The 22,210-nt window shown below is 50.4% G+C and carries 18 protein-coding genes; 13 read left to right on the forward strand and 5 right to left on the reverse strand.

The genetic code is table 11. The annotated features are described in order from the left end of the window. Positions 1–145: 145 nt before the first annotated feature. Positions 146–2,308, reverse strand: a complete 2,163-nt coding sequence (locus KDM89_RS09780; protein WP_212687754.1) for a S46 family peptidase — start codon at positions 2,306–2,308, stop codon at positions 146–148. Positions 2,309–2,563: 255 nt separating this feature from the next. Between KDM89_RS09780 and KDM89_RS09785 the strand changes: the two genes are divergently transcribed. From KDM89_RS09785 to KDM89_RS09810, 6 genes are all read left to right on the forward strand, one after another. Beyond that, positions 2,564–3,373, forward strand: coding sequence for a cytochrome C assembly family protein (locus KDM89_RS09785; RefSeq protein WP_212687755.1), 810 nt, complete (start codon positions 2,564–2,566; stop codon positions 3,371–3,373). After that, complete coding sequence (locus KDM89_RS09790) at positions 3,373–3,630, forward strand: PP0621 family protein (RefSeq protein ID WP_230427783.1); 258 nt, start codon at positions 3,373–3,375, stop codon at positions 3,628–3,630. The genes KDM89_RS09785 and KDM89_RS09790 overlap by 1 nt, the downstream gene beginning before the upstream one ends. Then, a complete protein-coding gene (locus tag KDM89_RS09795) occupies positions 3,627–5,375 on the forward strand; it encodes a sensor histidine kinase (RefSeq protein ID WP_212687756.1) in 1,749 nt (582 codons plus the stop codon). Before KDM89_RS09790 ends, KDM89_RS09795 begins: the two co-directional genes overlap by 4 nt. Positions 5,376–5,378: 3 nt before the next feature. Beyond that, positions 5,379–6,887, forward strand: coding sequence for a sigma-54-dependent transcriptional regulator (locus KDM89_RS09800; protein WP_212687757.1), 1,509 nt, complete (start codon positions 5,379–5,381; stop codon positions 6,885–6,887). Between the two features lie 445 nt (positions 6,888–7,332). Continuing rightward, positions 7,333–10,242: a ribonucleoside-diphosphate reductase subunit alpha gene (locus tag KDM89_RS09805; RefSeq protein WP_212687758.1), complete on the forward strand. Its 2,910-nt coding sequence runs from the start codon at positions 7,333–7,335 to the stop codon at positions 10,240–10,242. Between the two features lie 124 nt (positions 10,243–10,366). Beyond that, entirely contained in the window at positions 10,367–11,431 is a 1,065-nt protein-coding gene (locus KDM89_RS09810) for a ribonucleotide-diphosphate reductase subunit beta (protein WP_423839186.1), read from the forward strand. Between the two features lie 405 nt (positions 11,432–11,836). Here KDM89_RS09810 and KDM89_RS09815 read toward each other — a convergent pair whose 3' ends face one another. Then, complete coding sequence (locus tag KDM89_RS09815) at positions 11,837–12,766, reverse strand: hypothetical protein (RefSeq protein ID WP_212687760.1); 930 nt, start codon at positions 12,764–12,766, stop codon at positions 11,837–11,839. A 124-nt stretch (positions 12,767–12,890) separates the two neighbouring features. On the opposite strand from KDM89_RS09815, the gene KDM89_RS09820 reads away from it, so the two are divergent. Continuing rightward, on the forward strand, positions 12,891–13,340 hold the full coding sequence (locus KDM89_RS09820; RefSeq protein WP_438947511.1) for a YggT family protein: 450 nt from the start codon (positions 12,891–12,893) through the stop codon (positions 13,338–13,340). A gap of 17 nt (positions 13,341–13,357) precedes the next feature. Here the strand turns inward: KDM89_RS09820 and KDM89_RS09825 are convergent, their stop codons facing one another. Beyond that, on the reverse strand, positions 13,358–14,368 hold the full coding sequence (locus tag KDM89_RS09825) for a LacI family DNA-binding transcriptional regulator (RefSeq protein WP_212687762.1): 1,011 nt from the start codon (positions 14,366–14,368) through the stop codon (positions 13,358–13,360). A 91-nt stretch (positions 14,369–14,459) separates the two neighbouring features. Between KDM89_RS09825 and KDM89_RS09830 the strand changes: the two genes are divergently transcribed. Further along, the gene (locus tag KDM89_RS09830) at positions 14,460–15,737 is read left to right on the forward strand and encodes an amidohydrolase family protein (RefSeq protein ID WP_212687763.1); all 1,278 of its coding nucleotides are present in this window, start codon (positions 14,460–14,462) and stop codon (positions 15,735–15,737) included. 37 nt (positions 15,738–15,774) lie between these two features. Here the strand turns inward: KDM89_RS09830 and hemL are convergent, their stop codons facing one another. Next, positions 15,775–17,055 (reverse strand): glutamate-1-semialdehyde 2,1-aminomutase, encoded by a 1,281-nt coding sequence (gene hemL / locus KDM89_RS09835; RefSeq protein WP_212687764.1) that lies wholly within the window; start codon positions 17,053–17,055, stop codon positions 15,775–15,777. After that, complete coding sequence (gene thiD / locus KDM89_RS09840; protein WP_212687765.1) at positions 17,045–17,914, reverse strand: bifunctional hydroxymethylpyrimidine kinase/phosphomethylpyrimidine kinase; 870 nt, start codon at positions 17,912–17,914, stop codon at positions 17,045–17,047. Before thiD ends, hemL begins: the two co-directional genes overlap by 11 nt. Positions 17,915–18,039: 125 nt before the next feature. On the opposite strand from thiD, the gene KDM89_RS09845 reads away from it, so the two are divergent. From KDM89_RS09845 to KDM89_RS09865, 5 genes are all read left to right on the forward strand, one after another. Then, the gene (locus KDM89_RS09845) at positions 18,040–18,222 is read left to right on the forward strand and encodes a rubredoxin (protein ID WP_212687888.1); all 183 of its coding nucleotides are present in this window, start codon (positions 18,040–18,042) and stop codon (positions 18,220–18,222) included. A 142-nt stretch (positions 18,223–18,364) separates the two neighbouring features. After that, positions 18,365–18,766, forward strand: a complete 402-nt coding sequence (locus KDM89_RS09850) for a response regulator (protein WP_212687766.1) — start codon at positions 18,365–18,367, stop codon at positions 18,764–18,766. A 25-nt stretch (positions 18,767–18,791) separates the two neighbouring features. Then, the gene (locus KDM89_RS09855) at positions 18,792–19,157 is read left to right on the forward strand and encodes a response regulator transcription factor (protein WP_212687767.1); all 366 of its coding nucleotides are present in this window, start codon (positions 18,792–18,794) and stop codon (positions 19,155–19,157) included. A gap of 38 nt (positions 19,158–19,195) precedes the next feature. Then, positions 19,196–19,768, forward strand: a complete 573-nt coding sequence (locus KDM89_RS09860) for a chemotaxis protein CheW (protein WP_212687768.1) — start codon at positions 19,196–19,198, stop codon at positions 19,766–19,768. Between the two features lie 52 nt (positions 19,769–19,820). Then, positions 19,821–22,139 (forward strand): methyl-accepting chemotaxis protein, encoded by a 2,319-nt coding sequence (locus KDM89_RS09865; protein WP_212687769.1) that lies wholly within the window; start codon positions 19,821–19,823, stop codon positions 22,137–22,139. Positions 22,140–22,210: the final 71 nt, after the last annotated feature.

A 22,210-nucleotide genomic window follows, 5' to 3' on the forward strand; every position in this document is an offset into this window, starting at 1 on the left:
GGTTTGCTTCAGGTTAGGACGAAGCTGCGCACCAGCCTCCGCATAAATCTCGGAACGCTGACCAAAACAAAACGCCCCCGGCAAGCACCGGGGGCGTTTTGTTGTCATCCCCGGCGGCTGTGCCGCCGGGGCGTCAGGAACACAATTACTGTGCGCCCATTTCTTTCAGCAGACGGTCAGCCTTGTCCACATGTTTCATTTGCCACAGCATGTAGCGCAGATCCACCTGGATAGAACGGGTATTCGCTGCATTGAAGTCCCAGTCAGAAATGATGGAATCCAGTGTGCCGTCGAATGCCAGACCGATCAGTTCGCCTTTTGCATTCAGCGCTGCGGAACCGGAGTTACCACCGGTGATATCCAGTGTTGCCAGATACGCCAGCGGAACGGTTTTCAGCTTAGGATCAACGAAGTTACCGAAGTCTTTGGCTTTGATTGCATCCAGCTGTGCTTTCGGTGCATTGAATTCGCCCTGACCGGTTGCTTTTGCTACCACGCCGTTGACGGTGGTGAACGGTGCCCATGCCAGACCATCCGCCGTGCCGTGGTCGCGGCCAGCCACTTTACCGAACGTCACGCGCAGGGTGCTGTTCGCATCCGGATACACTGGCAAGCCTTTGCTGGTCATGAATGCGATTTTTGCTTTCATGTAGTTCGCGTAGGCCTGTTGCATTTTGCCGGCTTCTTCTTCACCTTCGGCTTCACGCTTCAGGCTGCCTTCGTACATTGCTACAGCGGCTTTGATGAAGCTGTCGTCGCTGTTTTTGAAGTCTTCCGGTTTCGCTTTCAGCCATGCAGTACGGGCTTCAGTGCTACCCAGTTTGCTGCCTGCATACAGTTTATCAACGGCTGCGCTCAGTTCTGCGTCCGACATGCCAGCGCGGATACCCAGTGCTGCATCGACATCGGCGTAGTGCTCAGATGCTGGCTGCGCTGCGTATTTTTTCAGGCTGTGCATGACCAGTGCTTTGTCGACGTTTTCAGCGTAAGTACCTTCCACCGATTTAACGCCTGCAGCAAAGCGCGGCAGATCACGTTCCTGGAAGCCGGCTTTACGCTCCGCATCCGGTTTAGTACGCTCATTCGCCAGACGGTACAGTGTACGTGCCGTGCCCAGCAGACGCGGGAAAATGCCATCCACATTCACATCACGTTTTGCTTTTTCCTGACGTTCAGCGATCAGTTTTTCTACTGTCGCCAGATCTGCTGCGTACTCTTTTGCACGTGCAGGATTGCTGTTGACCCAGGCTTTCAGCTCTGCGTGTTCTTTGGTTTTACGTGCCAGGAAATCGCTGTTCGCATAACTGTCCAGCATACCCTGACGGTTTTTGTAGTAGTTGTTGATACCGGCAACCATGCCTGCGTATTTCAGGCGTGCTGCGTCATCAGTTTTGGTTTGTTCGCCGATAATCGCCAGACGTTCACCGGAAGATTTCACGAAGTTCGGATAATCCCAGCTGAAAGTGAAATCCACTTCGGATGGCAGACGGTGACGGTTAGTACGGCCTGGATAGCCCAGTACCATCACGAAATCGCCTTCTTTCAGGCCGTCTTTTGCCAGTTTCAGGTGATGTTTCGGTACGTAAGGTACGTTGTCTTTGCTGAAGTCAGCTGCTTTACCATCTTTGCTGACGTAAGCGCGGTAGAAACCGAAGTCACCGGTGTGACGTGGCCACATCCAGTTGTCGGTATCGCCACCGAATTTACCCACGCCGGCTGGCGGAGCATATACCAGACGCACGTCGCGGATTTCCATTTGTTTGATCAGGTAGTATTCCAGACCGCCGTAGTACGGATATACGTTGCAGCGATGGCCTTCTTCTTTTTCGCAGGCAGCCACAATCGCTTTGACGTTTTTCTCAATCGCATCCACACGCTTTTTGCCTTCCAGCGCAGCGGTGGTTTTGTCGATTACTTGCTGAGTCACATTGCGGACTTCTTTGGTTACGAACACGCGGGAACCCGGCGCTGCAGGGATTTCATCGCCCAGTGTTTTCGCCAGGAAACCGTCAGCCAGATAGTCGCGGCCAGGTTTGGAGTTATAAGCAACGCTGTTGTATACGCAGTGATGGTTGGTCGCGACCAGACCTTCAGGCGATACAAACGATGCAGAGCAGCCGCCCAGACTGACGATTGCACCCATCGGGAATTCAGTCAGATTGGTCAGTGCTTTCGGATCCAGTTTCAGGCCGGCAGCTTTGAGTTGCTTCGCAACCTGTGGCAGTTGCTGCGGCATCCACATCCCCTCGTCCGCCTGTACAGCGGACACTGTGCTCAGCACAGCGAGTGTCAGAAAAGTCTTTTTCATTATCGTTCTGGTCAGAAAATTGATGGATAGGACAGGCCGCTGCACTCCGGCTGGCAGCCCGGCTGAGTGTCTTAGTATCTGTGCATGGCAGAAAAGTTCCGGAAATATGTGAAAACCAGCAAAGATTCTGTGATGCCGGAAAAGGCGCTGACTATGCACGGGCGGATGATTGTCAGAAAACGGCGGATAGCGCGGTCAGGGAAAGGCCTTGGCAGAAATCAAAAAAAGGCGGGGCAGATGGTGTAAACTAAACCGATGCTAATTTATCTTTCCTTTCTTGCTGCCGCACTGTATCTGATTGCAGTCGCACTGCCTTTTCAGCGCGCATCCGTGTCCGGCTGGCTGACCGGTGCCGGCTGGATTCTGCATGGCATTTCCTTGTGGAGCCACGTCTTTGCCGGCGATATGCTGCGCGTCGGCTTTTCTGTGATGCTGTCAGCCGCATTGTGGATGACAGTTACCGCATACAGCTGGGAAAACCGCGGCTTTCATTTCGGCGGCATCAAATACTTGCTGTTGCCACCGGCGGCACTGGCGGCAATTGCCGGTGGTGTATTTCCGGGTAATCTGGTGGCGCTGGCGGGTAAGCCGGTGATGTTTCCGTGGCATGTGGCGGTTGCGCTGATGGCCTACAGTACGCTGACGATTGCGGCTTTCCATGCCGCTATTATGCTGATGCAGGATAAGCATTTACACCGCCTGCGTGCGCGCAGTCTGAAGCCGTGGATGGCGCATCTGCTGGATCAGTTGCCGGCACTGATGACGATGGAAAAAGTCTTGTTCCGTTTACTAAGCGTCGGATTTGTCTTGCTGAGTCTGACGGTGTTGTCCGGCGTTCTGTTTTCTGAGCAGGTACTGGGTGTGGTGTTCCGCTGGAATCATAAGGTCGTGCTGTCTTTATTTTCGTGGCTGTTATTCGGCGTATTGCTGGCCGGACGTCACTGGCAGGGCTGGCGTGGTAAGAAGGTGCTGACCTTTACTTTGTCCGGCTTCATTTTTCTGTTGCTGGCCTACGTCGGCAGCCATTTTGTTCTGGAAGTGATTTTGCACAGGAGCGCAGGATAATGCGTGTTTTATTCTGGCTGGCGCTGATCGTACTGATTTACGCCGCACTGCGTAAAAAGGCGGCGCAAAAAATGCGTGCGGCACAAGCTGAATACGAGGCGCAGGCTGCCCGCACACCACAGGCGGCACCATCCGCTGCTGCTGAAAACATGGTGCAGTGCGCTGCATGTCAGGTGTATTTTCCTGAGTCTGAGGCAGTGGTACATGAAGGTCGCATTTACTGCAGTCAGGAACATGCCGGCAGTCATCCGGTATGAACCTGTTTCAGACCAGCACGCTGGCGGGTTTCGGTAATCCGCCCCCCTCATTCTGGCGATCACTCCAGACTTTCAATATCTCGCGGATTATTGTTGCAGCCTGTCTGTTGCTGCTGCTGAATCTGCGCAGCACGCGTGAAGTCTGGCTGCTGACCCATCTGGCAGCGCGCAATATTTGTATCGTGTATCTGGTCATCAGTATCGGCTACGCCTTACTGAAATTCTTTCATCAGCGCCATTTTGTTGCGCAATTGCTGTCTCAGGTACTGGTCGATTTATGTGTCATTGCGACGTTATATGTCGGTTCCGGCGGTGGTCGTGGCGGTCTCAGTATTCTGTTTTTGTTTCCACTGGCAGGACTGGCCATTCTCGCACCACTGGTGCTGTCCCTGTTCTATTGCGCACTGGTGACTTTGTTTCTGCTGTCCGATGCAGTTCTGCGTTCATGGGAGTGGAATGACGGCACGCTGGTTTCTCAAGCTGGTTTATTCAGCGCGAGCTATTTTGCGGTGGCATGGGTCGTCAGCCGGCTGGCCAGTAATCTGATCAGTCAGGAGCAACTGGCTGAGCAACGCGGCAATGAACTGGCAATGCAGCAGGCAATTAACCGTATGGTGATTGCAGATATGGATGCCGGCATTCTGGTGCTGGATCATTCCGGTCGTGTCTTTGAAATGAATCCGGCGGCTGAAAAAATGCTGGGCGGGCATCTGACCAAAGATATGGCTGGCATTAAGCTGGCGAACATCGTCGCGTTGCGGCCATTGACGGAAGTACTCAGTGATCTGGTTGAGCGCCAGCGTGCAAACAGCAGCCGTGTTCCGGACGATGATGTCAGCTTTGTATCAATCCCCTCATTTTATGAAGATGTGCGTCGTGTCCCCGGTGAGCCGCGCGGCGAAAGACCCCATTTTATTCATCACTTAAAATTGCGGGTAATTCGTGTGGATGCGGCAGATATCCTGCATCAGTCAACCACGTCAGCGCATTACACCATTTTGTTTTTGCAGGATGTATCTGATATCGAAAATCAGGCGCAGCAATTGAAGCTTGCATCGATGGGGCGACTCACTGCGAGTATTGCGCACGAAGTCCGCAATCCTTTGTCATCGATTTCCTACGCGGCATCCTTGCTCAGTGAGGATTTCGAACAGACAGACTCCGCTCATCCGCAGGCAAGACGCTTATTGCGGATTATTGACGATAATGTCGGCCGGCTGAACCAGCTGATTGAGGATATTCTGCGCTTGTCGCGGAAAGCCAAAACTGATATTCAGCCCTATCCTGTTTTTCAGGTGGTACGTGAATGCGTGCAGGATTTTTGCGAGACGCGTCAGGTTGCACCGGAGCGCATCCTGATTGATGATTCAGTCAGTTTTCACGTCAGCTTCGATCCCGGACATTTGTTTGAAGTGCTGACCAATTTGCTGTCAAACGCTGTGCGCTATGCGAGTGGTACGCCGGGCAGCATTCGTTTATATGCGGTGGTAAATCCTTCCGGAAAACAGGAGCTGCATATTCAGGACGACGGTGCGCCGATCAGTTATGAAGTACGCGCCCATTTGTTTGAGCCGTTTTACACAACATCTCGTCAGGGAACGGGACTGGGTTTGTATATGGCACGCGAATTATGTCTGAATAACCGTTCGCTGCTGGATTACGAGTACAGAGTAGAAAGCGGCGATGGTGATCAGGCTGAAGCGACTGGCAGGTTTGTGATTAATTTTTCTGAAACAGGAATCTGAAACATGGCGACTGCGTGTCCCCGTATTCTGGTAGTTGACGACGAAGCACATTTGCGTGAATTGTTAGAAATTACGCTGATAAAGATGGGGCTGGATGTCGACAGTGCAGAGTCGCTGAGTGTTGCCAGACAGTATCTGCAAAAACAAACTTATTCGCTGGTACTGACGGATATGCGTCTGCCGGATGGTTCTGGTCTGGAACTGGTGGAAGATATCGCGCAGCATTATAAGAACACGCCGGTCGCTGTAATTACAGCCTTTGGCAGTGCGGACAACGCGGTGATTGCGCTGAAGGCCGGTGCGTTTGACTATGTGTCGAAGCCGGTCGCACTGGATCATTTGCGTAAGCTGGTACGCTCAGCACTGGAAATGCAATCCCTGCCAGCGCAAACTGCCACTGCCGCAGCAGATATCGCGGTGCCTAGTCATGTGACCGCGATGATAGGCAGCTCTGCCGGTATTCAGCAGGTCAGGGCACAAATCCGTAAACTGGCGCGTAGTATGGCACCGGTGATCATCACCGGCGAATCCGGTAGCGGTAAAGAACTTGCAGCCCGCGAAATCCATCATTGCAGTGCGCGCGCGCAGCAGCCGTTTGTAGCGGTCAACTGCGGCGCCATTCCTGAGACCCTGATGGAAGCGGAGTTTTTTGGTTACCGCAAGGGCGCATTTACCGGTGCGGCGGAAGATCGTGATGGTTTTTTTCAGGCCGCAAACGGCGGCACACTGATGCTGGACGAAGTTGCTGACTTACCGCTGGCAATGCAGGTCAAATTGCTGCGTGCGATTCAGGAGCGTCGTGTCCGTAAAATCGGCGCGACCACGGAGGAATCTGTGGATGTCCGGATTATCAGTGCGACGCACCAGAATCTGGCGCGTTGTGTGGAAGAGGGGCGTTTCCGTCAGGATTTGTTTTATCGCTTAAATGTCATTGAACTGCATTTGCCGCCTTTACGTGAACGACGTGAAGACATCCCGGAATTATCTGCCGGATTGCTGGGAAAATTGACGGATCACACAGTGCAGTTATCAGCATCTGCATTGCATGCGCTGCAAAATTACGATTTTCCCGGCAATGTGCGTGAGCTGGAAAATATTCTGGAGCGTGCGGTAGCGTTTGCGGATCAGGGCGTCATACAGGTGGACGACCTGATGTTACGCGGTGGACGTACACCGACTTCGCCAAGTGATCAGATTCAGATCACGCCGGCTGCTCCGACAGCGATTCCCGCTGCTCCGGCAGTACAGACACCTGCGCCGGTATCGGCAGTTTCTGCAGCAGTGTTTAACGCGATTCCCGGATTCCCTGCCCCTGAACCGGAAGCCGCATCTCTCAATTTTCCGGTGTTGCCGTGCGACTTGCCGCAATTCCTTGAAGATGTTGAGCGTGAAATGATACGCCGCGCACTGGCACGTACACGTAACAATCGTACGCAAGCGGCAGAACTGCTGGGTGTCAGCTTCAGGCAACTGCGGTACCAGATTCAGAAGCTGAAAATCAGCGACGTCTGAAGTTTGAAATCTGGTTGCCGGATGGCTGTTTCCATCGTCTGCAGACAGTTTTACGACAGCGCAAAACAACCCTTTTCATTAGCAGGGTATTTTGTTAGTGCTCACTATCACGCAAAGACTGCTTTTTTGACGGCTTGCTAAAGTCAATTCCTCCGGTAAAAAAAATATACCTGATTCATCGGTGTTGAAGCGGTTGCACACATCGCTCCGTAACACTAGAATTAGCGTCATTCAAATTTTCTGCACTACATATAGTGTTTCGTAGTTGCAAGTTGTCTATTCTCGCAAATCAGTCTTTCAGGCGTTTTCTGTTTTAAATATCAGGAATTTTCGCGGCTTTCGGGCCGCGTTTTGCAGTCTGTAGTACCTAAGCGTTGATCAATTAACCCTTCAGTCCGGTTTTCCGGCTGAAACTCACACGAATCTGATGAATTCAGGAGGCTCAATGCACTCTTCTATTGAAACGACCACATACCAATCATCCGACCTGAGCGCAGTGCCGGGTACACTGGGAACACCTTTGGTGACCAGTTCCGATTACAGCCAGTTTCTGGTGATCCGCCGCAATGGCGCAGTGGTTGGTTTTGAACCCGGAAAAATTTCTGTTGCGATGACCAAAGCGTTTCTCGCTGTGAATGGCGGGCAGGGCGCAGCATCTGCACGTGTGCGTGAGCTGGTTGAAAATCTGACGGCAACGGTTGTTACCGCACTGATTCGTCGTCAGCCTGCAGGCGGCACTTTCCATATTGAAGATATTCAGGATCAGGTTGAGCTGGCTCTGATGCGTTCCGGCGAACATGATGTTGCACGTGCTTACGTACTGTATCGTGCGAAGCATCAGGAAGAGCGTCAGCGTGCGCTGGAAGCGCAGCGCGCAGCACAGGCTGAGCTGCCGACTATTCATTTGCTGGTCGATGGTGAGCGTGTTCAGCTGGATATTGAAAAAGTGCGTGCACTGATTCAGGCAGCATGTGTCGGACTGGAAAAATTCGCTGATGCTGAAGCGATCCTGACGGAAACACTGAAAAATCTGTACGACGGTGTACCGGTTGAGGAATTACATAAATCTGCCATTCTGGCAGCGCGTGCACTGATGGAAAAAGATCCTGCTTACAGTCAGGTGACTTCCCGTCTGTTGCTGCATACAGTACGGAAAGAAGTGTTTGGTAAAGAAGTTGCTCAGGCAGATGCAACCGCGGAGTACATCACTTACTTCCCGCAATTCATCAGCAAAGGGATTGATGCTGAGTTGCTGGACCCGCGTCTGGCGGAGTTTGATCTGGATCGTCTGGCACGCGCACTGGTGTCAGAGCGTGATCTGCAGTTCAGCTACATTGGCCTGCAAACGCTGTATGACCGTTACTTCCTGCATATCCGCGGTACCCGTATCGAAATGCCGCAGGCGTTTTACATGCGCGTGGCAATGGGTCTGGCACTGGAAGAAAAACAACGCAATGAACGTGCGATTGAGTTTTATAACCTGCTGTCCAGCTTCGATTTCATGAGCTCGACACCGACGCTGTTTAACTCGGGTACGCGTCGCTCACAGCTGTCTTCCTGCTACCTGACAACCGTTTCAGATGATCTGGCCGGCATTTATGATGCGCTGAAAGAAAATGCGCTGTTGGCTAAATTTGCCGGTGGTCTCGGTAACGACTGGACGCCGGTTCGCGCACTGGGTGCGCATATTAAAGGCACGAATGGTAAATCTCAGGGTGTTGTGCCTTTCCTGAAAGTGGTGAACGATACAGCGGTTGCGGTGAATCAGGGTGGTAAGCGTAAGGGCGCAGTGTGTGCCTATCTGGAAACCTGGCACATGGATATCGAGGAATTCCTCGAGCTGCGTAAGAACACCGGTGATGATCGTCGCCGTACCCATGACATGAATACTGCGAACTGGATTCCGGATCTGTTCATGAAGCGTGTTATGGAAAAAGGTGACTGGACACTGTTCTCGCCATCCGACGTACCGGATCTGCATGACAAATTCGGTAAAGATTTCGAACAGGCTTATCTGGCATATGAAGCCAAAGCAGCCAGTGGTGAAATCGAGCTGTCCAAAAAAGTACCGGCCATGGATCTGTGGCGCAAAATGTTGTCTATGTTGTTTGAAACAGGTCATCCATGGATTACGTTCAAAGATCCGTGCAATGTCCGTTCTCCTCAGCGTCACGTTGGTGTTGTGCACTCATCAAATCTGTGTACAGAGATCACGCTGAATACAAACGAAAGTGAAATCGCCGTATGTAATCTGGGCTCAGTCAATCTGACTGCGCACATGAAAAACGGCAAGCTGGATCACGACAAGCTGCAAAAAACGATTCGCACAGCAATGCGCATGCTGGATAACGTGATTGATATTAACTATTATGCGGTAGAGAAAGCGCGTCACTCTAACCTGCGTCACCGTCCGGTCGGTATGGGTATCATGGGCTTCCAGGACTGTCTGCATATGATGCGTGTACCGTATGCTTCTGATGCTGCAGTCAAGTTTGCGGATACATCGATGGAAGCAGTGTGCTATTACGCATATCTGGCATCGACAGAGCTGGCAGAAGAGCGCGGCACTTACAGTACTTATAAAGGTTCTTTGTGGGATCAGGGCATTCTGCCGCAGGATTCTCTGAAATTGCTCGGAGAAGAGCGTGGCGGTTATCTGGAAACAGATTTCTCTGAATCGATGGACTGGAGTGTGGTACGAGATCGCATTCGCCAGCATGGCATGCGTAACTCGAACTGTGTTGCGATCGCACCGACAGCGACAATTTCCAACATTATCGGTGTGTCAGCCTGTATCGAACCGACCTATCAGAATCTGTATGTGAAATCTAACTTGTCCGGTGAGTTTACTGAGATCAACGAATATCTGGTACGCGATCTGAAGGACCGTGGTCTGTGGGATGAAGTCATGGTTGCCGATCTGAAATATTTTGACGGCAGTCTTGCGCGTATCGATCGCGTTCCGCAGGATTTGCGCGATTTATATGCGACTGCATTTGAAGTAGATCCTAGCTGGCTGGTTGAAGCTGCAGCACGTCGTCAGAAGTGGATTGATCAGGCGCAGTCGCTGAATATTTACATGGCAGGTGTCTCTGGTAAAAAACTGGACGAAACTTACAAACTGGCCTGGTTGCGCGGACTGAAAACGACCTACTACCTGCGCACCATCGCAGCGACGCATCTCGAGAAATCGACGACAAAAGCGGGTGCGCTGAACGCTGTGTCGGTAGATGCTGTGAATTCTGCGATCAGTGCAGCACCGGCGGTGACTGCCGCTCCTGAGATTCAGGAAGGCGCTGCCTGTTATCTGCGTCCGGGCGATCCGGGTTTTGAAGAGTGCGAGGCTTGCCAGTAACTGACGATTGAATAGTGACTGCCTGCAGCTCGCGGGCAGTCTTTCATATCTTAAGAATGTAAGGAATTGTGAAATGTTGAGTTGGGATGATGAAGTGCCGGCTGCGGCTGCAAAAGCACCGCTGATGCAAACACAGGAAGTGGCGAGTGGTATGCCGAATGTTGATACCAGCCAGCGCGTAAACGCAGCTGACAAGCGCATTATCAATGCGAAGACCGATGTGAATCAGTTAGTACCGTTTAAATATAAATGGGCCTGGGACAAATATCTGGCAGGTTGTGCGAACCACTGGATGCCGCAGGAAATCAATATGCAGCGGGATATTGAATTGTGGAAGAGCCCTAATGGTCTGACAGAAGATGAACGTCGCGTCATTAAACGTAATCTGGGTTTCTTTGTTACCGCGGATTCTCTTGCGGCAAACAATATTGTCCTCGGCACTTACCGCCACATCACTGCACCTGAATGCCGCCAGTACCTGTTGCGTCAGGCGTTTGAAGAGGCGATTCATACACATGCATATCAGTATATTGTTGAATCACTGGGTCTGGATGAGGGCGAAATATTTAATGCTTACAATGAAGTGCCATCGATTCGCGATAAAGATCAGTTCCTGATTCCGTTTATTGATGTGCTGACAGACCCTACTTTCCGTACGGGTACGCTGGAGGCTGATCAGACCTTGCTGCGTTCGCTGATCGTGTTCGCATGCCTGATGGAAGGCTTGTTCTTCTACGTCGGATTTACGCAAATTCTTGCGTTGGGTCGCCAGAACAAAATGACCGGCGCTGCAGAGCAATATCAGTACATTCTGCGTGACGAGTCGATGCACTGCAATTTCGGTATCGATCTGATTAATACGATTAAGATGGAAAATCCGCAATTGTGGACGCCGGCGTTCCGCGAAGAAATTAAATCGTTGTTTTCGCGCGCGGTGGAGTTGGAATATCGCTACGCAGAGGATACAATGCCGCGTGGAGTGCTTGGTTTGAATGCGCCGATGTTTAAAGGATATTTGCGCTTCATCGCTAACCGTCGTGCACAGCAGATTGGTCTGGATGCTTTATTCCCTCAGGAAGAAAATCCTTTCCCATGGATGAGCGAAATGATCGATCTGAAAAAAGAGCGCAACTTTTTTGAAACGCGTGTAATTGAGTATCAGACTGGCGGAGCTCTGAGCTGGGATTAATCCCCAGCAGACAGTCAGACTGATATTTAAACATGTGAGCAGTAACCAGAGTGGGCTCACCAGACCGAATGAACAGTTACAACCGCTATCGCTTTGTACTGTCGCTGCCGCTGTACCTGATATCTTCAGGTAAGGCGGCTTTTGGTCGTGGTTTGCAGACGTTGTGAATTCACGCCAGCTCCGCAGCGGGCGTTTTTTTTGACTGGTGGTAGCCCGTGCCATCGTCAGATGGCTGAAGTGCTGCATCTTGAGGGAGTGCAGCAGTTCAGCCGGTGCCCTATTCATTAGTGCAAATTCTCTGAGGGTTTGTGCCTATGAATAATCCGCTTGGATGAAACGGGAGCGGATTTAATTTTTTCGGAATTTTTCCATCTCTTGAAGGAGAAACAAAATGGCAACAGCACCTCAACCAGGTAAAGATGGCGATAACAAACCAGAACCATCCGGCAAAAAAGCACCAGCTAAGAAAACTACTGCAAAAAAAGCGGCTGTGAAAACTGCTGAGAAAAAAACAGCAGTGAAGAAAGTTGCTGAGAAGCCTGCTGCGAAAAAAGCCGCAGTGAAACCAGCCGTGAAAGCAGCTGTAAAAGCTCCGGCAAAAAAAGCTGCCGAGAAAGCGGTAACTAAAGCGAAAACCACAGCAGTGAAAGCAACTGCTAAAAAGGCAGAAGCAAAAGTCGCTGTAAAGAAAGCAGTAACTAAGCCAATTGCAAAAGCAGCAAAAACGGTTGCAGCTAAACCTGCAGCTAAGAAAGCTGACGTAAAAGTGACTGCGAAAAAAGCAGTGGCGAAGCCGGCAGCAAAAGCTGTAAAGGCAGCTGCAAAAAAAGCGGAAGTGAAAACAACTGCCAAAAAAGCAATTGCAAAACCGGCAGCAAAAGCGGTTAAGGCAGCTGCAAAAAAAGCGGAAGTAAAAGCAACGGCAAAAAAAGTAGCAGCTAAGCCAGCAGCTAAAGCTACGGTTAAGAAGGCTGTTGTTAAGCCAGCGGCCAAGGTAACAAAAGCCGCCGCTAAGCCAGTTGTAAAAGCTGTTAAAGCAGTTGTGAAACCGGCTGCTAAGGCAGCTAAGCCAGTAACTAAAACTGCAGTAAAAGCAGCAAAAGTTGCGGCTAAGCCAGCGGCAAAAGTCACTAAAGCAGTAGCAAAACCAGCCAAGACTGCGGCAAAAGCGGTTAAGGCAACTGCCAAACCAGCAGTGAAAAAGGCGCCTGCAAAGAAAGCAGCTAAGTCTGCAGCAAGTGCTGTGGCTGCGTGGCCTTTCCCAACCAGCGCTAATCGTCCTGCCTGATCAGCATTGCGCTTGGATGCCTGATCTGAATCAGGCAAAATACCCACTGTGTACCGATGTGCACCGTGGGTATTTTTTTATGGAAGGCGAACCGTGTTACACAATATTTTGAATTTGATCGTCAGTAGTATCGCAGGCGTATTTGCAGGGTTCCTGTTACTCCGCTTTTGGATGCAGGTGCAAAGAGTCAGGCCGCCGGCGCAACTTGCACAGGCAATATTCCAGTTGACGGATTGGATTGTTCACCCGATACGCCGTATTGTTCCCGGTTATCGTGGATATGACTGGGCGAGTCTGATCGCTGTCTTGTTAGTAGCTTTGCTGACGGTGTCAATTACCCGCTGGAATCTGTTAATGATCGCACCAGCGCAACTGATTGTCTATGGCTTGATTCAGTTAGCGCAGTGGATCTTGTACAGTTTATTCATGCTGTTGATTCTGGAAGTTGTTTTCAGCTGGGTTAACCCGCATGCACCGATTGCACCATTTGTTCGCGCATTGAATGAACCCTTACTTTCACCGATCCGGCGCGTAGTGCCAGCAATTGGTGGAATTGATTTTTCACCGATGCTGCTACTGCTTTTGCTGAATACCATTAATATGGTGCTGACTGCTTTTTAACACCAGCCAGCAGCGAGTTATTTTATTCCGGCAGGTCGTGATGTTGACTGTCTGATTACCAGCTCTGGTGTCAGCATGGTACGCCGGACTTGAGAGTCAGGATTACTGATTCGCTCCACCAGAGTTTTAGCTGTCAGCTGTCCAATTTGGTACTTTGGCTGTGCAATCGTCGTGAGTGGTGGTGTACTGAAACTAGCCAGTGCAATATCATCGTAACCAATTACTGAAAGATCCTGGGGAATTTTGACGCCAGCCTGATTTGCTGCGCAAATGCCACCGATTGCCATCAGATCATTGCTTGCAAAAATTGCGGTTGGCTTCGAATCGAGTGTCAATAGCTTTTGGAATGCATTAAAGCCGCCTTCACTGGTAAAGTCGCTGTGCACAATGAAGTCGTCACAGACAGTGATACCCGCTTCTTTCAGTGCCCTTTGATAACCTGCAACACGCCCGCCACTGGGCAATAGTGTGTCTGGGCCGGCGACACAGGCGATGCGTTTGTGACCGAGGCTGATCAGATAACGTGTCGCTTCATAGGCTCCCTGCACATGGTCAGCTTCAATCAGATCAGCCGCGACACCGGTTACCTCCCGGTCAACGAGTACTTTCGGAATAACTTCATTTGCGAGCAGCATATTCAAATCTTCATCTGAGCCAGACGAGACAAGAATCAGGCCATCTATGCGCTTCTCCATTAACACCCGGATATACGCAGCCTGTTTTTTCGGATCGTCGTATGAATTACATAGAATAATGTTGTACCCAAGCTCGAAAGAAGCATCCTCAATTCCCTGAATTAATTCTGCAAAATACGGGTTTGAGTTATTCGGAATCATCATGCCAATCGTATGTGTACGATCATTTTTCAGGCTACGTGCAACGGCGCTGGGGATATAGCGCAATTCCTGAATGACCGACAATACTCTTTCACGCGCGTCCTCACTGACCACGCGTGTATTGTTAATCACGTGTGAGACGGTTGTTGTAGAGACGCCGGCTTTTTCAGCCACCTGTTTCATCGTTGCCATGTATGATTCCTGCCTTTCCGGGCGAGATTATGATGCAGTTACGCGACTGCGGTTAGAATTTTTATCTCTCTCTTCATTACAAGGATGCGCTATGCACGATCTCTTGATCAAGAATGCAAGTTTACCTGATGGTCAGCGCGGAATCGACATTCTGATCAGGAATGGAAAAATTTCGGCGATTGGTCCGGCGATTTATGCAGATGGTATACCGCAAATTGATGCGGGTGGAGATCTTGTTTGCTCACCATTCGTTGATGCGCACTTCCACATGGATGCGGTTTTGAGCTATGGGTTGCCTCGGGTTAATGAGTCTGGAACTTTACTTGAGGGAATCTCTTTATGGGGTGAGTTAAAGCCTCAACTGACGAAGGAAGCGTTGATTTCACGTGCACTGAAATACTGTGAGTGGGCAATTTCACAAGGTTTGCTGGCGATACGCAGCCACGTTGATATTTGCGATGCAAGTTTGCTTGCAGTTGAAGCATTGCTGGAAGTTCGCGAACGAATGAAAGGACTCATCGATATCCAGTTGGTCGCCTTCCCGCAGGATGGTTTATTGCGTAGTAGCGGAGCCTATACGCAGTTAATTCGCGCACTTGATATGGGTGTGGATGTAATTGGTGGGATTCCGCACTTTGAGCGAACAATGTCTGCCGGCGCGGAATCAGTTCAGATTTTATGCAGACTGGCAGCTGAGCGTGGACTGATGGTGGATATGCACTGCGATGAATCAGATGATCCATTATCGCGCCACATTGAAACATTATGTGAGCAGACTATTCATTACAGATTACAAGGCAAGGTGGCTGGGTCACATCTGACTTCAATGCATTCAATGGACAATTATTACGTAAGTAAATTATTGCCGTTGATGAAGGAGTCAGGTGTCGCCGCAATTGCGAATCCACTCATTAATATTACTCTGCAGGGGCGGCATGATTCCTATCCAAAGCGACGTGGTATGACGCGTGTTCCTGAGATGCTGAATTATCAGATACCAGTCGCATTCGGTCACGACTGCGTGATGGATCCGTGGTACAGCCTCGGGAGCGGAGATATGCTGGAAGTTGCGAGCATGGGCTTACATGTCGCTCAGCTGACCTCCCAAAAAGGGATGCGCGCCTGTTTTGATGCAGTAACAACTGTACCTGCTGAAATTATGGGGTTAAGTCAATTTGGCTTGCGGCCTGGTTGCGAGGGCAGCTTGGTTGTACTCGATGTTGGTGATCCGGTTGAAGCTTTGAGGCTGAGACCGGTCAGGCGTTATGTTATCCGGCGGGGACAGGTCATTGCGAAAACTGAAGCACCGAGAACAAGGCTGATGATGAATGGAAACACCAGCGATATAAGCCGGCGTTTCCATGACTGAGTAAATACTGGACGCGGATTATGCGCCCATATACTTATCAAAGTTTTGCGAATGCAGAACTTGCCGCTTCCAGGGTGGTGTCTATTATTTGATCAGTATGCTGAATAGACACGAATCCGGCTTCGAATGCTGAAGGGGCGAGGTAAACGCCTTCATTCAGCATCAGATGGAAGAAGCGGTTGAACTTATCCTTGTCGCTGGACATCATTGCCGCATAGCTTGCAGGAACTTCTTCACTAAAATAAATCCCGAACATTCCGCCAACAGAGTCTGCACAGACAGCGTGTCCGGCTGCGCGACCTGCTTCTGCTAGACCTGAAGCGAGACGGGATGTTTGTTTGGTCAGTACGTCATAAAATCCGGGTTGCTGGATTAGTCGCAAAGTCGCCAGACCGGCTGCAACGGCGACCGGGTTGCCAGAAAGCGTACCAGCCTGATAGACGCCGCCGACAGGTGCCATGTGCGCCATGATGTCAGCACGTCCGCCGAATGCAGCGACTGGCAGTCCGCCACCAATAACTTTACCCATGCATACGAGATCAGCCTGGATGTTATACAGTGCCTGAGCCCCATGTAAACCGACCCTGAATCCGCACATGACTTCATCAAAAATCAGGATGCTGCCATGTCGTGTGCATAAATCACGCATGGTTTGCAGGAAGCCCTGAGTCGCGCGGATAAGATTCATATTGCCAGCGACAGGCTCAACAATGACGCAGGCAATCTGATCGCCGATCGATGCAAAAACCTCTTCTAACTGGGCGCTGTTGTTATAGTCGAGAACAACAGTGTGCTTGCTAAAGTCTTCTGGAACGCCTGCAGAGGTCGGGTTGCCAAATGTCAGCAAGCCGCTTCCCGCTTTTACCAGCAATGAGTCTGCATGTCCGTGGTAGCAGCCCTCAAATTTGATTATTTTGTCGCGCTTTGTTGCGCCTCTTGCGAGACGCAGTGCGCTCATGGTTGCCTCTGTGCCAGAGGAAACCAACCGTACTTGTTCAACACCCGGAACTAGTCTGCACAGTTCTTCAGCCATGATTACTTCTGCTTCTGTCGGGGCTCCAAAGCTAAGTCCCAGTGCCGCAGCTTGCTGCACTGCATGTATGACTTCCGGATGTGTGTGACCAACAATTGCAGGCCCCCAGGAGCCGATATAGTCGATATAGCGCTTACCATCAGCGTCCCAAAAATACGGGCCTTCCGCACGCGTGATAAAGCGCGGAGTGCCGCCAACTGAGCGGAATGCACGTACCGGAGAGTTAACGCCGCCTGGTGTAGAGCGTTGAGCACGTTCAAACAGAGTTTCGTTTTTACTGGTCATAACTGGTTATTGAATCAGATTGAGATAGTGGATCTTTGGCAGAGTCTGCGATTTCTTTCGCCCAGAAGAAACGGTCGGGGACGCGTTTTCCCATACCGAGCTGCTGTGAGTGCCTCAGTGTGGCATGGGTATATTCTTGTGCTTCAAGCACGGCATCCGTCATGTCCATACCATTGGCGAGCAGCGCTGCGATTGCTGCAGACAGCGTGCTTCCGGCGCCGCAATGTGTTCCGGGAACGCGGGGCCAAACGTACTTTTTTATCAGGCCAGATGGACCGAATAATTGATTTTCAATTTCTCCTGCACCTGACGGTGTGCCGGTTACCAGGACATACTCGCACCCACTGTCAATGACAGACATGACGCTAACAGACAAATCATCGGAAACCGGATTGTCGTCGCCCGAATCAGACATGCGAGCCAGTTCAACTGCAGAAATAAGCAGCAAACTTGCCTGAGGTAAAAGTAACTCCTGTATCGCGGTCAGCAGATCCTCAGCATCAGGGGTTTGCTCGTCAAGTTCGGTATGTACAGGATCCAGTATTAGTGGCTGGTCAGGGTAGTCAGCAGCAATCTCCGCGATTACGGTCACATTTTCTACGCTTCCAACGAGTCCTACCTTGATGGCTGCGACCTGCATATCTTCGAGAACCGTTCTAGCCTGATCATCGACTAAATCTGCCTCAACGGGATGTAGATTGTCTGTCTGTGCAGTGTCGCCGGTGAGAATCGCCGTCACGACAGGTAGCCCGTGACAACCCATAGCAGCAAAAGATGCCTGATCTGCGAATAGTCCTTGTGCTCCAACCGGGTCCGTGGCACCAAAGCTGACGATAAGTGGTGAAATTTGGTTTTGCACGTTTCGTAGATTAATATAGTCGGCTCAGTGAAGCTCCGCGAGCATGATAGTCGCTGGTCACTGGGTATGGTTTGTAGCAACGCAATATTCTACTTGATTGAAGGGTTGAAGTCGTGAGTGAAAATATGAATGGTGCAGCAGAGTGGAAAACCTGGATGTGTCTTATTTGTGGCTGGGTTTATGACGAAGAGCAGGGGATGCCTGAAGATGGCGTCGCACCTGGTACTCGTTGGGAAGATGTGCCGCTGAACTGGACCTGTCCTGAGTGCGGTGCGCGCAAGGATGATTTTGAAATGGTTGTGATTTAACCGCAATTTGTCCGCAATTCGTCTGATTTTCCTTGTGTTGAATGTTTATTCGGGGAAAATAAGAGGATTATGTAACGGGATCTCTGTTACAGTTTTCCGCAGGAAAATGACTTGTCTGGATTTGTCGGGAAGAGATTAGTTTATGTCAACAGTGACTGGTAATGAAAATGTCAGAATCATGGTGATCGACGATAGCAGCACAATCCGTCGTTCTGCTGAGATTTTTCTGGGGCAGGCTGGCTATCAGATTGTTCTGGCTGAGGACGGTTTCGATGCACTGGCGAAAATTAATGACTCGCATCCGGATTTGATTTTCTGCGATATTCTGATGCCGAGGCTCGATGGGTATCAGACTTGTGCTCTGATTAAAAAAAGCGCCCGGTTCCGTGAGACCCCGGTCATTATGCTTTCATCGAAAGATGGTTTGTTTGACCGTGCGCGTGGCGCAATGGTCGGCTCAGATGAATATCTGACCAAGCCATTTACGAAAGACAGTTTGTTGAAAACTGTGCGTCACTACACCGTAGCCGGGCAAGATAAATAATCAGCTTTTATGAGGTATTGTTAAGATGGCTATTCAAAAAATTCTGGTAGTAGATGATTCTCCTACCGAACGTTATTTTCTGACAGACGTGCTCGTCAAAAATGGATTTTCAGTCTCTACCGCTGAAAATGGTGAAGAAGCGCTGTTGAAAATCAAAGCTGATAAGCCTCAGTTGATTCTGATGGACGTGGTTATGCCGGGTCAGAATGGCTTTCAGATTACGCGTGCGATCGCTAAAGATCCTGATACTCAGGATATTCCGGTCATCATCTGCACCAGTAAAAATCAGGAAACGGATCGCATCTGGGGATTGCGGCAAGGTGCCAGGGACTATCTGGTTAAGCCTATCGATCCGCAGGAATTACTGACGAAAATTGCCGCGCTCGGCTGATGCGCGATTGACTGTGAATTCTGACCCCGGATCCTGTTATGACAGAGATTGTGAATGAAACAAACCCGGCAGACCGGGTTGTACGCGCTTCTGATGGACGTAAGCATACCCGTTTGCGAGAGTTTCAGGCGCAGCTTGTTGAACGTATGCAGGCTGCTCAGCGTAGTGGATTTGTTCAGCTAAGTCAGTTGGGTGTCATGATCGGAGGCAGCCGTTATCTGCTCGACTTGCGCGAGGCGGGTGAAATTGTGAGTGTTGGTACTTTATCTTCCGTTCCGCTTACGCGTGACTGGTACAAAGGTTTATCCAATATCCGGGGGAATCTGACAAGTGTTGTTGATCTATCCCGCTTTCTGGGTAGCGAGCTGACTGAAGTCAATCCTTCCTGTCGCATTGTTGCGTTTGCACCGGCACTGATGTTTAACGCAGGCTTGCTTGTTTCTCAGGTATTCGGCTTAAGGAATCTGAATGACATGACATTGCTGGATGGTGATGTTGCCATCCGGGAATGGTTGCCACGTCGTTTTTCTGATCAGGATGGACACATCTGGTCTGAACTGAGTCTTTCGACTCTCGTTCGTGATCAGGATTTTTTACATATTGCGTTGTAATGCGGTTTGCGAACGCAACCGCAGGCTTTTCAATCGTTTAGGAGACTTAGTAATGGCATTTAATCTACCGTTCTTGTCCAAGGGAAAAGAAGATCCGGAAGTTGACGGAACAGAGGCTGAGGCAAGGTCACCTTTGAATGCCGGCACGGCAGAGATTGAAGAAGCTGCGAATGTACGTATTGTGACGGCGGAAGCTGATTCAGATGCGACAAAAGCAGCTCCTGCAACAGAGCAGCATGCTGATGCGACATTTATCGGTGACGCACTTGAAAAAGGTGGTGATATTCGTCTGCCACTCATTGGTCATTTACCGTTGCAGCGCCAGTTGCGTATGTTGTCTGTCGCAATGGGTATTTCATTACTTGCAGGTGCAGGGTTTGTCGTTCTGAATGCCAGTCAGTCCTCGCTGATGTCTACTCAGGTGCAGATCGCGGGTGACGTACTGATGCACTCTCAGCGTATCGGTAAAGCAGCGCCGAATGCGATTCAGGGTAATCCTGAAGCGTTTAAACAGCTCGAAGACAGTCGTAAAGAAGTTAATAATGATTTGAAAATTCTGCTGGAAGGCGGCTCGTATCAGGGGCGTAGTGTAAGTAGTGCAAATTCCAAGCTGACTCCGGTACTTGAGGATACGGTCAAAGCCTGGCAGGCGTCTAATAAAGCTGCTGAAACGATCCTGAAGTATCGCAAGGAACTGACTGGTTTCGGTCAGACGCAGCAAAAGCTGAACGCTTTGTCCCCGACACTGCTTGAGCTGACAGAGCAAATCTCCACGCTGAAGGTGCAGGGCGGTGGTTCTGCGCGTGAAATTTCGGCCTCCGGTCAGTTAGTGATGCTTACACAGCGTCTCGGACGAAGCGCCAATGAATTCCTGACATCAGAGGGTGTGAATCCTGAGACAGCGTTCTTGCTGGGTAAAGACTCAAATACTTTCCATGATCTGGTTGAAGGCTTCCTGAACGGTAGCGAAATTTTGCGTCTGAATCCGACAAAGGATGCCGATACTCGTGAAAAATTACAGGAACTGAAAAAAGTCTTCGAAGAATACCAGGTCGGTGTCAGTGCGATTCTCAGCAATCTGCAAAACTTTATTGCGACGAAACAGTCCGAGCAGCTGATTTTTAATGAAAATGAAAGTCTGAAAACCAAGCTGACCAAGTTGCAGAAAACGTATACCGACGAGCAGGATTCGATCAGCCTGAGTTTCGTGATGCTGATGGTGTCTGCACTTGCCGCGCTGGCTTCTGCGGTTGGTATCGCACTTGTGCTGTTGCAGGATAGCCGTAATCGCGCTAAAGAGGCGAATGAGCGTCGTATGGAAGCTGCTGCACAGATGCTTCAGGCGCAAAAGCAAGAAGAAGAGGCTAAACAGGCAAACGATCAAAATCAGGCCGCGATTTTGCGCTTAATGAATGAGTTGCAGGAAGTTGCGGACGGTGACTTAACCATTCAGGCTACAGTTTCGGAAGATATTACCGGTGCGATTGCTGACTCGGTTAACTACACGGTGGAAGAGTTGCGTGGTCTGGTAGGGCGTGTTACCAAAACAGCGGAAGAAGTTACATCAGCGTCTGAATCTGCGCAGAGCGTATCTATTGATCTGATGAATGCGTCTGAACAGCAGTCCCGGGAAATTACAGATGCCGGTCAGGCGGTTCTGGCGATGGCGGCGGAAATTACCGATGTATCCCGCTCTGCAAATGAATCTGCTGAAGTTGCACGTCAATCCGTTGCTGCGGCAGAGCAGGGTGCGCATGCGGTGGAAAATGCGATCAAGGGTATGAATGAGATTCGCGAGCAAATTCAGGAAACGTCGAAACGTATTAAACGACTGGGTGAGTCCTCTCAGGAAATTGGTGAAATTACCGAACTGATTTCTGACATTACCGAGCAAACCAACGTACTGGCGCTGAACGCGGCGATTCAGGCGGCGTCTGCAGGTGAAGCAGGTCGTGGTTTCTCGGTGGTTGCGGAAGAGGTTCAGCGACTGGCGGAACGCTCCGCTGAAGCGACCAAACAGATCGGTGCGCTGGTTCGTACGATTCAGACCGATACCCACGATGCAGTAGCTGCGATGGAAAAATCGACTCAGGGGGTTGTTGAGGGAGCGAAACTGTCAGATGCTGCGGGTACTGCGCTGGCAGAAATCCGTAGCGTTTCTAACCGTCTTGCTGAGCTGATTCAGGGCATTTCGCTTGCGACCGAACAGCAGGCCACATCTGCGAATGGTGTTGCGCAGAATATTCAGCACATTTTGGAAATTACAGATAATACCCGTACTGGTACGCAGCAAACTGCTGACTCGATTAAACAATTGGCGATGCTCGCGGAAGAACTGAAGAACTCGGTATCCCGGTTCAAAATTGCCTGATGCCGCTGATGCGGTAAGTATGATCAAATCTTTCTACTTCGCGACAGAGCTGGCTCTGTCGCGGCCAGCAT

This window comes from Cognatundibacterium luofuense (assembly GCF_018139685.1).
Taxonomy (GTDB): domain Bacteria; phylum Pseudomonadota; class Gammaproteobacteria; order Burkholderiales; family Burkholderiaceae_D; genus Undibacterium; species Undibacterium luofuense.

Bases quoted from the DNA above. Each gene is read 5' to 3' on its own strand.
- KDM89_RS09780 (WP_212687754.1), bottom strand. From the start codon at position 2,308: ATGAAAAAGACTTTTCTGACACTCGCTGTGCTGAGCACAGTGTCCGCT.
- KDM89_RS09785 (WP_212687755.1), top strand. From the start codon at position 2,564: ATGCTAATTTATCTTTCCTTTCTTGCTGCCGCACTGTATCTGATTGCA.
- KDM89_RS09790 (WP_230427783.1), top strand. From the start codon at position 3,373: ATGCGTGTTTTATTCTGGCTGGCGCTGATCGTACTGATTTACGCCGCA.
- KDM89_RS09795 (WP_212687756.1), top strand. From the start codon at position 3,627: ATGAACCTGTTTCAGACCAGCACGCTGGCGGGTTTCGGTAATCCGCCC.
- KDM89_RS09800 (WP_212687757.1), top strand. From the start codon at position 5,379: ATGGCGACTGCGTGTCCCCGTATTCTGGTAGTTGACGACGAAGCACAT.
- KDM89_RS09805 (WP_212687758.1), top strand. From the start codon at position 7,333: ATGCACTCTTCTATTGAAACGACCACATACCAATCATCCGACCTGAGC.
- KDM89_RS09810 (WP_423839186.1), top strand. From the start codon at position 10,367: ATGCAAACACAGGAAGTGGCGAGTGGTATGCCGAATGTTGATACCAGC.
- KDM89_RS09820 (WP_438947511.1), top strand. From the start codon at position 12,891: ATGCAGGTGCAAAGAGTCAGGCCGCCGGCGCAACTTGCACAGGCAATA.
- KDM89_RS09825 (WP_212687762.1), bottom strand. From the start codon at position 14,368: ATGGCAACGATGAAACAGGTGGCTGAAAAAGCCGGCGTCTCTACAACA.
- KDM89_RS09830 (WP_212687763.1), top strand. From the start codon at position 14,460: ATGCACGATCTCTTGATCAAGAATGCAAGTTTACCTGATGGTCAGCGC.
- hemL (WP_212687764.1), bottom strand. From the start codon at position 17,055: ATGACCAGTAAAAACGAAACTCTGTTTGAACGTGCTCAACGCTCTACA.
- KDM89_RS09845 (WP_212687888.1), top strand. From the start codon at position 18,040: ATGAATGGTGCAGCAGAGTGGAAAACCTGGATGTGTCTTATTTGTGGC.
- KDM89_RS09850 (WP_212687766.1), top strand. From the start codon at position 18,365: ATGTCAACAGTGACTGGTAATGAAAATGTCAGAATCATGGTGATCGAC.
- KDM89_RS09855 (WP_212687767.1), top strand. From the start codon at position 18,792: ATGGCTATTCAAAAAATTCTGGTAGTAGATGATTCTCCTACCGAACGT.
- KDM89_RS09860 (WP_212687768.1), top strand. From the start codon at position 19,196: ATGACAGAGATTGTGAATGAAACAAACCCGGCAGACCGGGTTGTACGC.
- KDM89_RS09865 (WP_212687769.1), top strand. From the start codon at position 19,821: ATGGCATTTAATCTACCGTTCTTGTCCAAGGGAAAAGAAGATCCGGAA.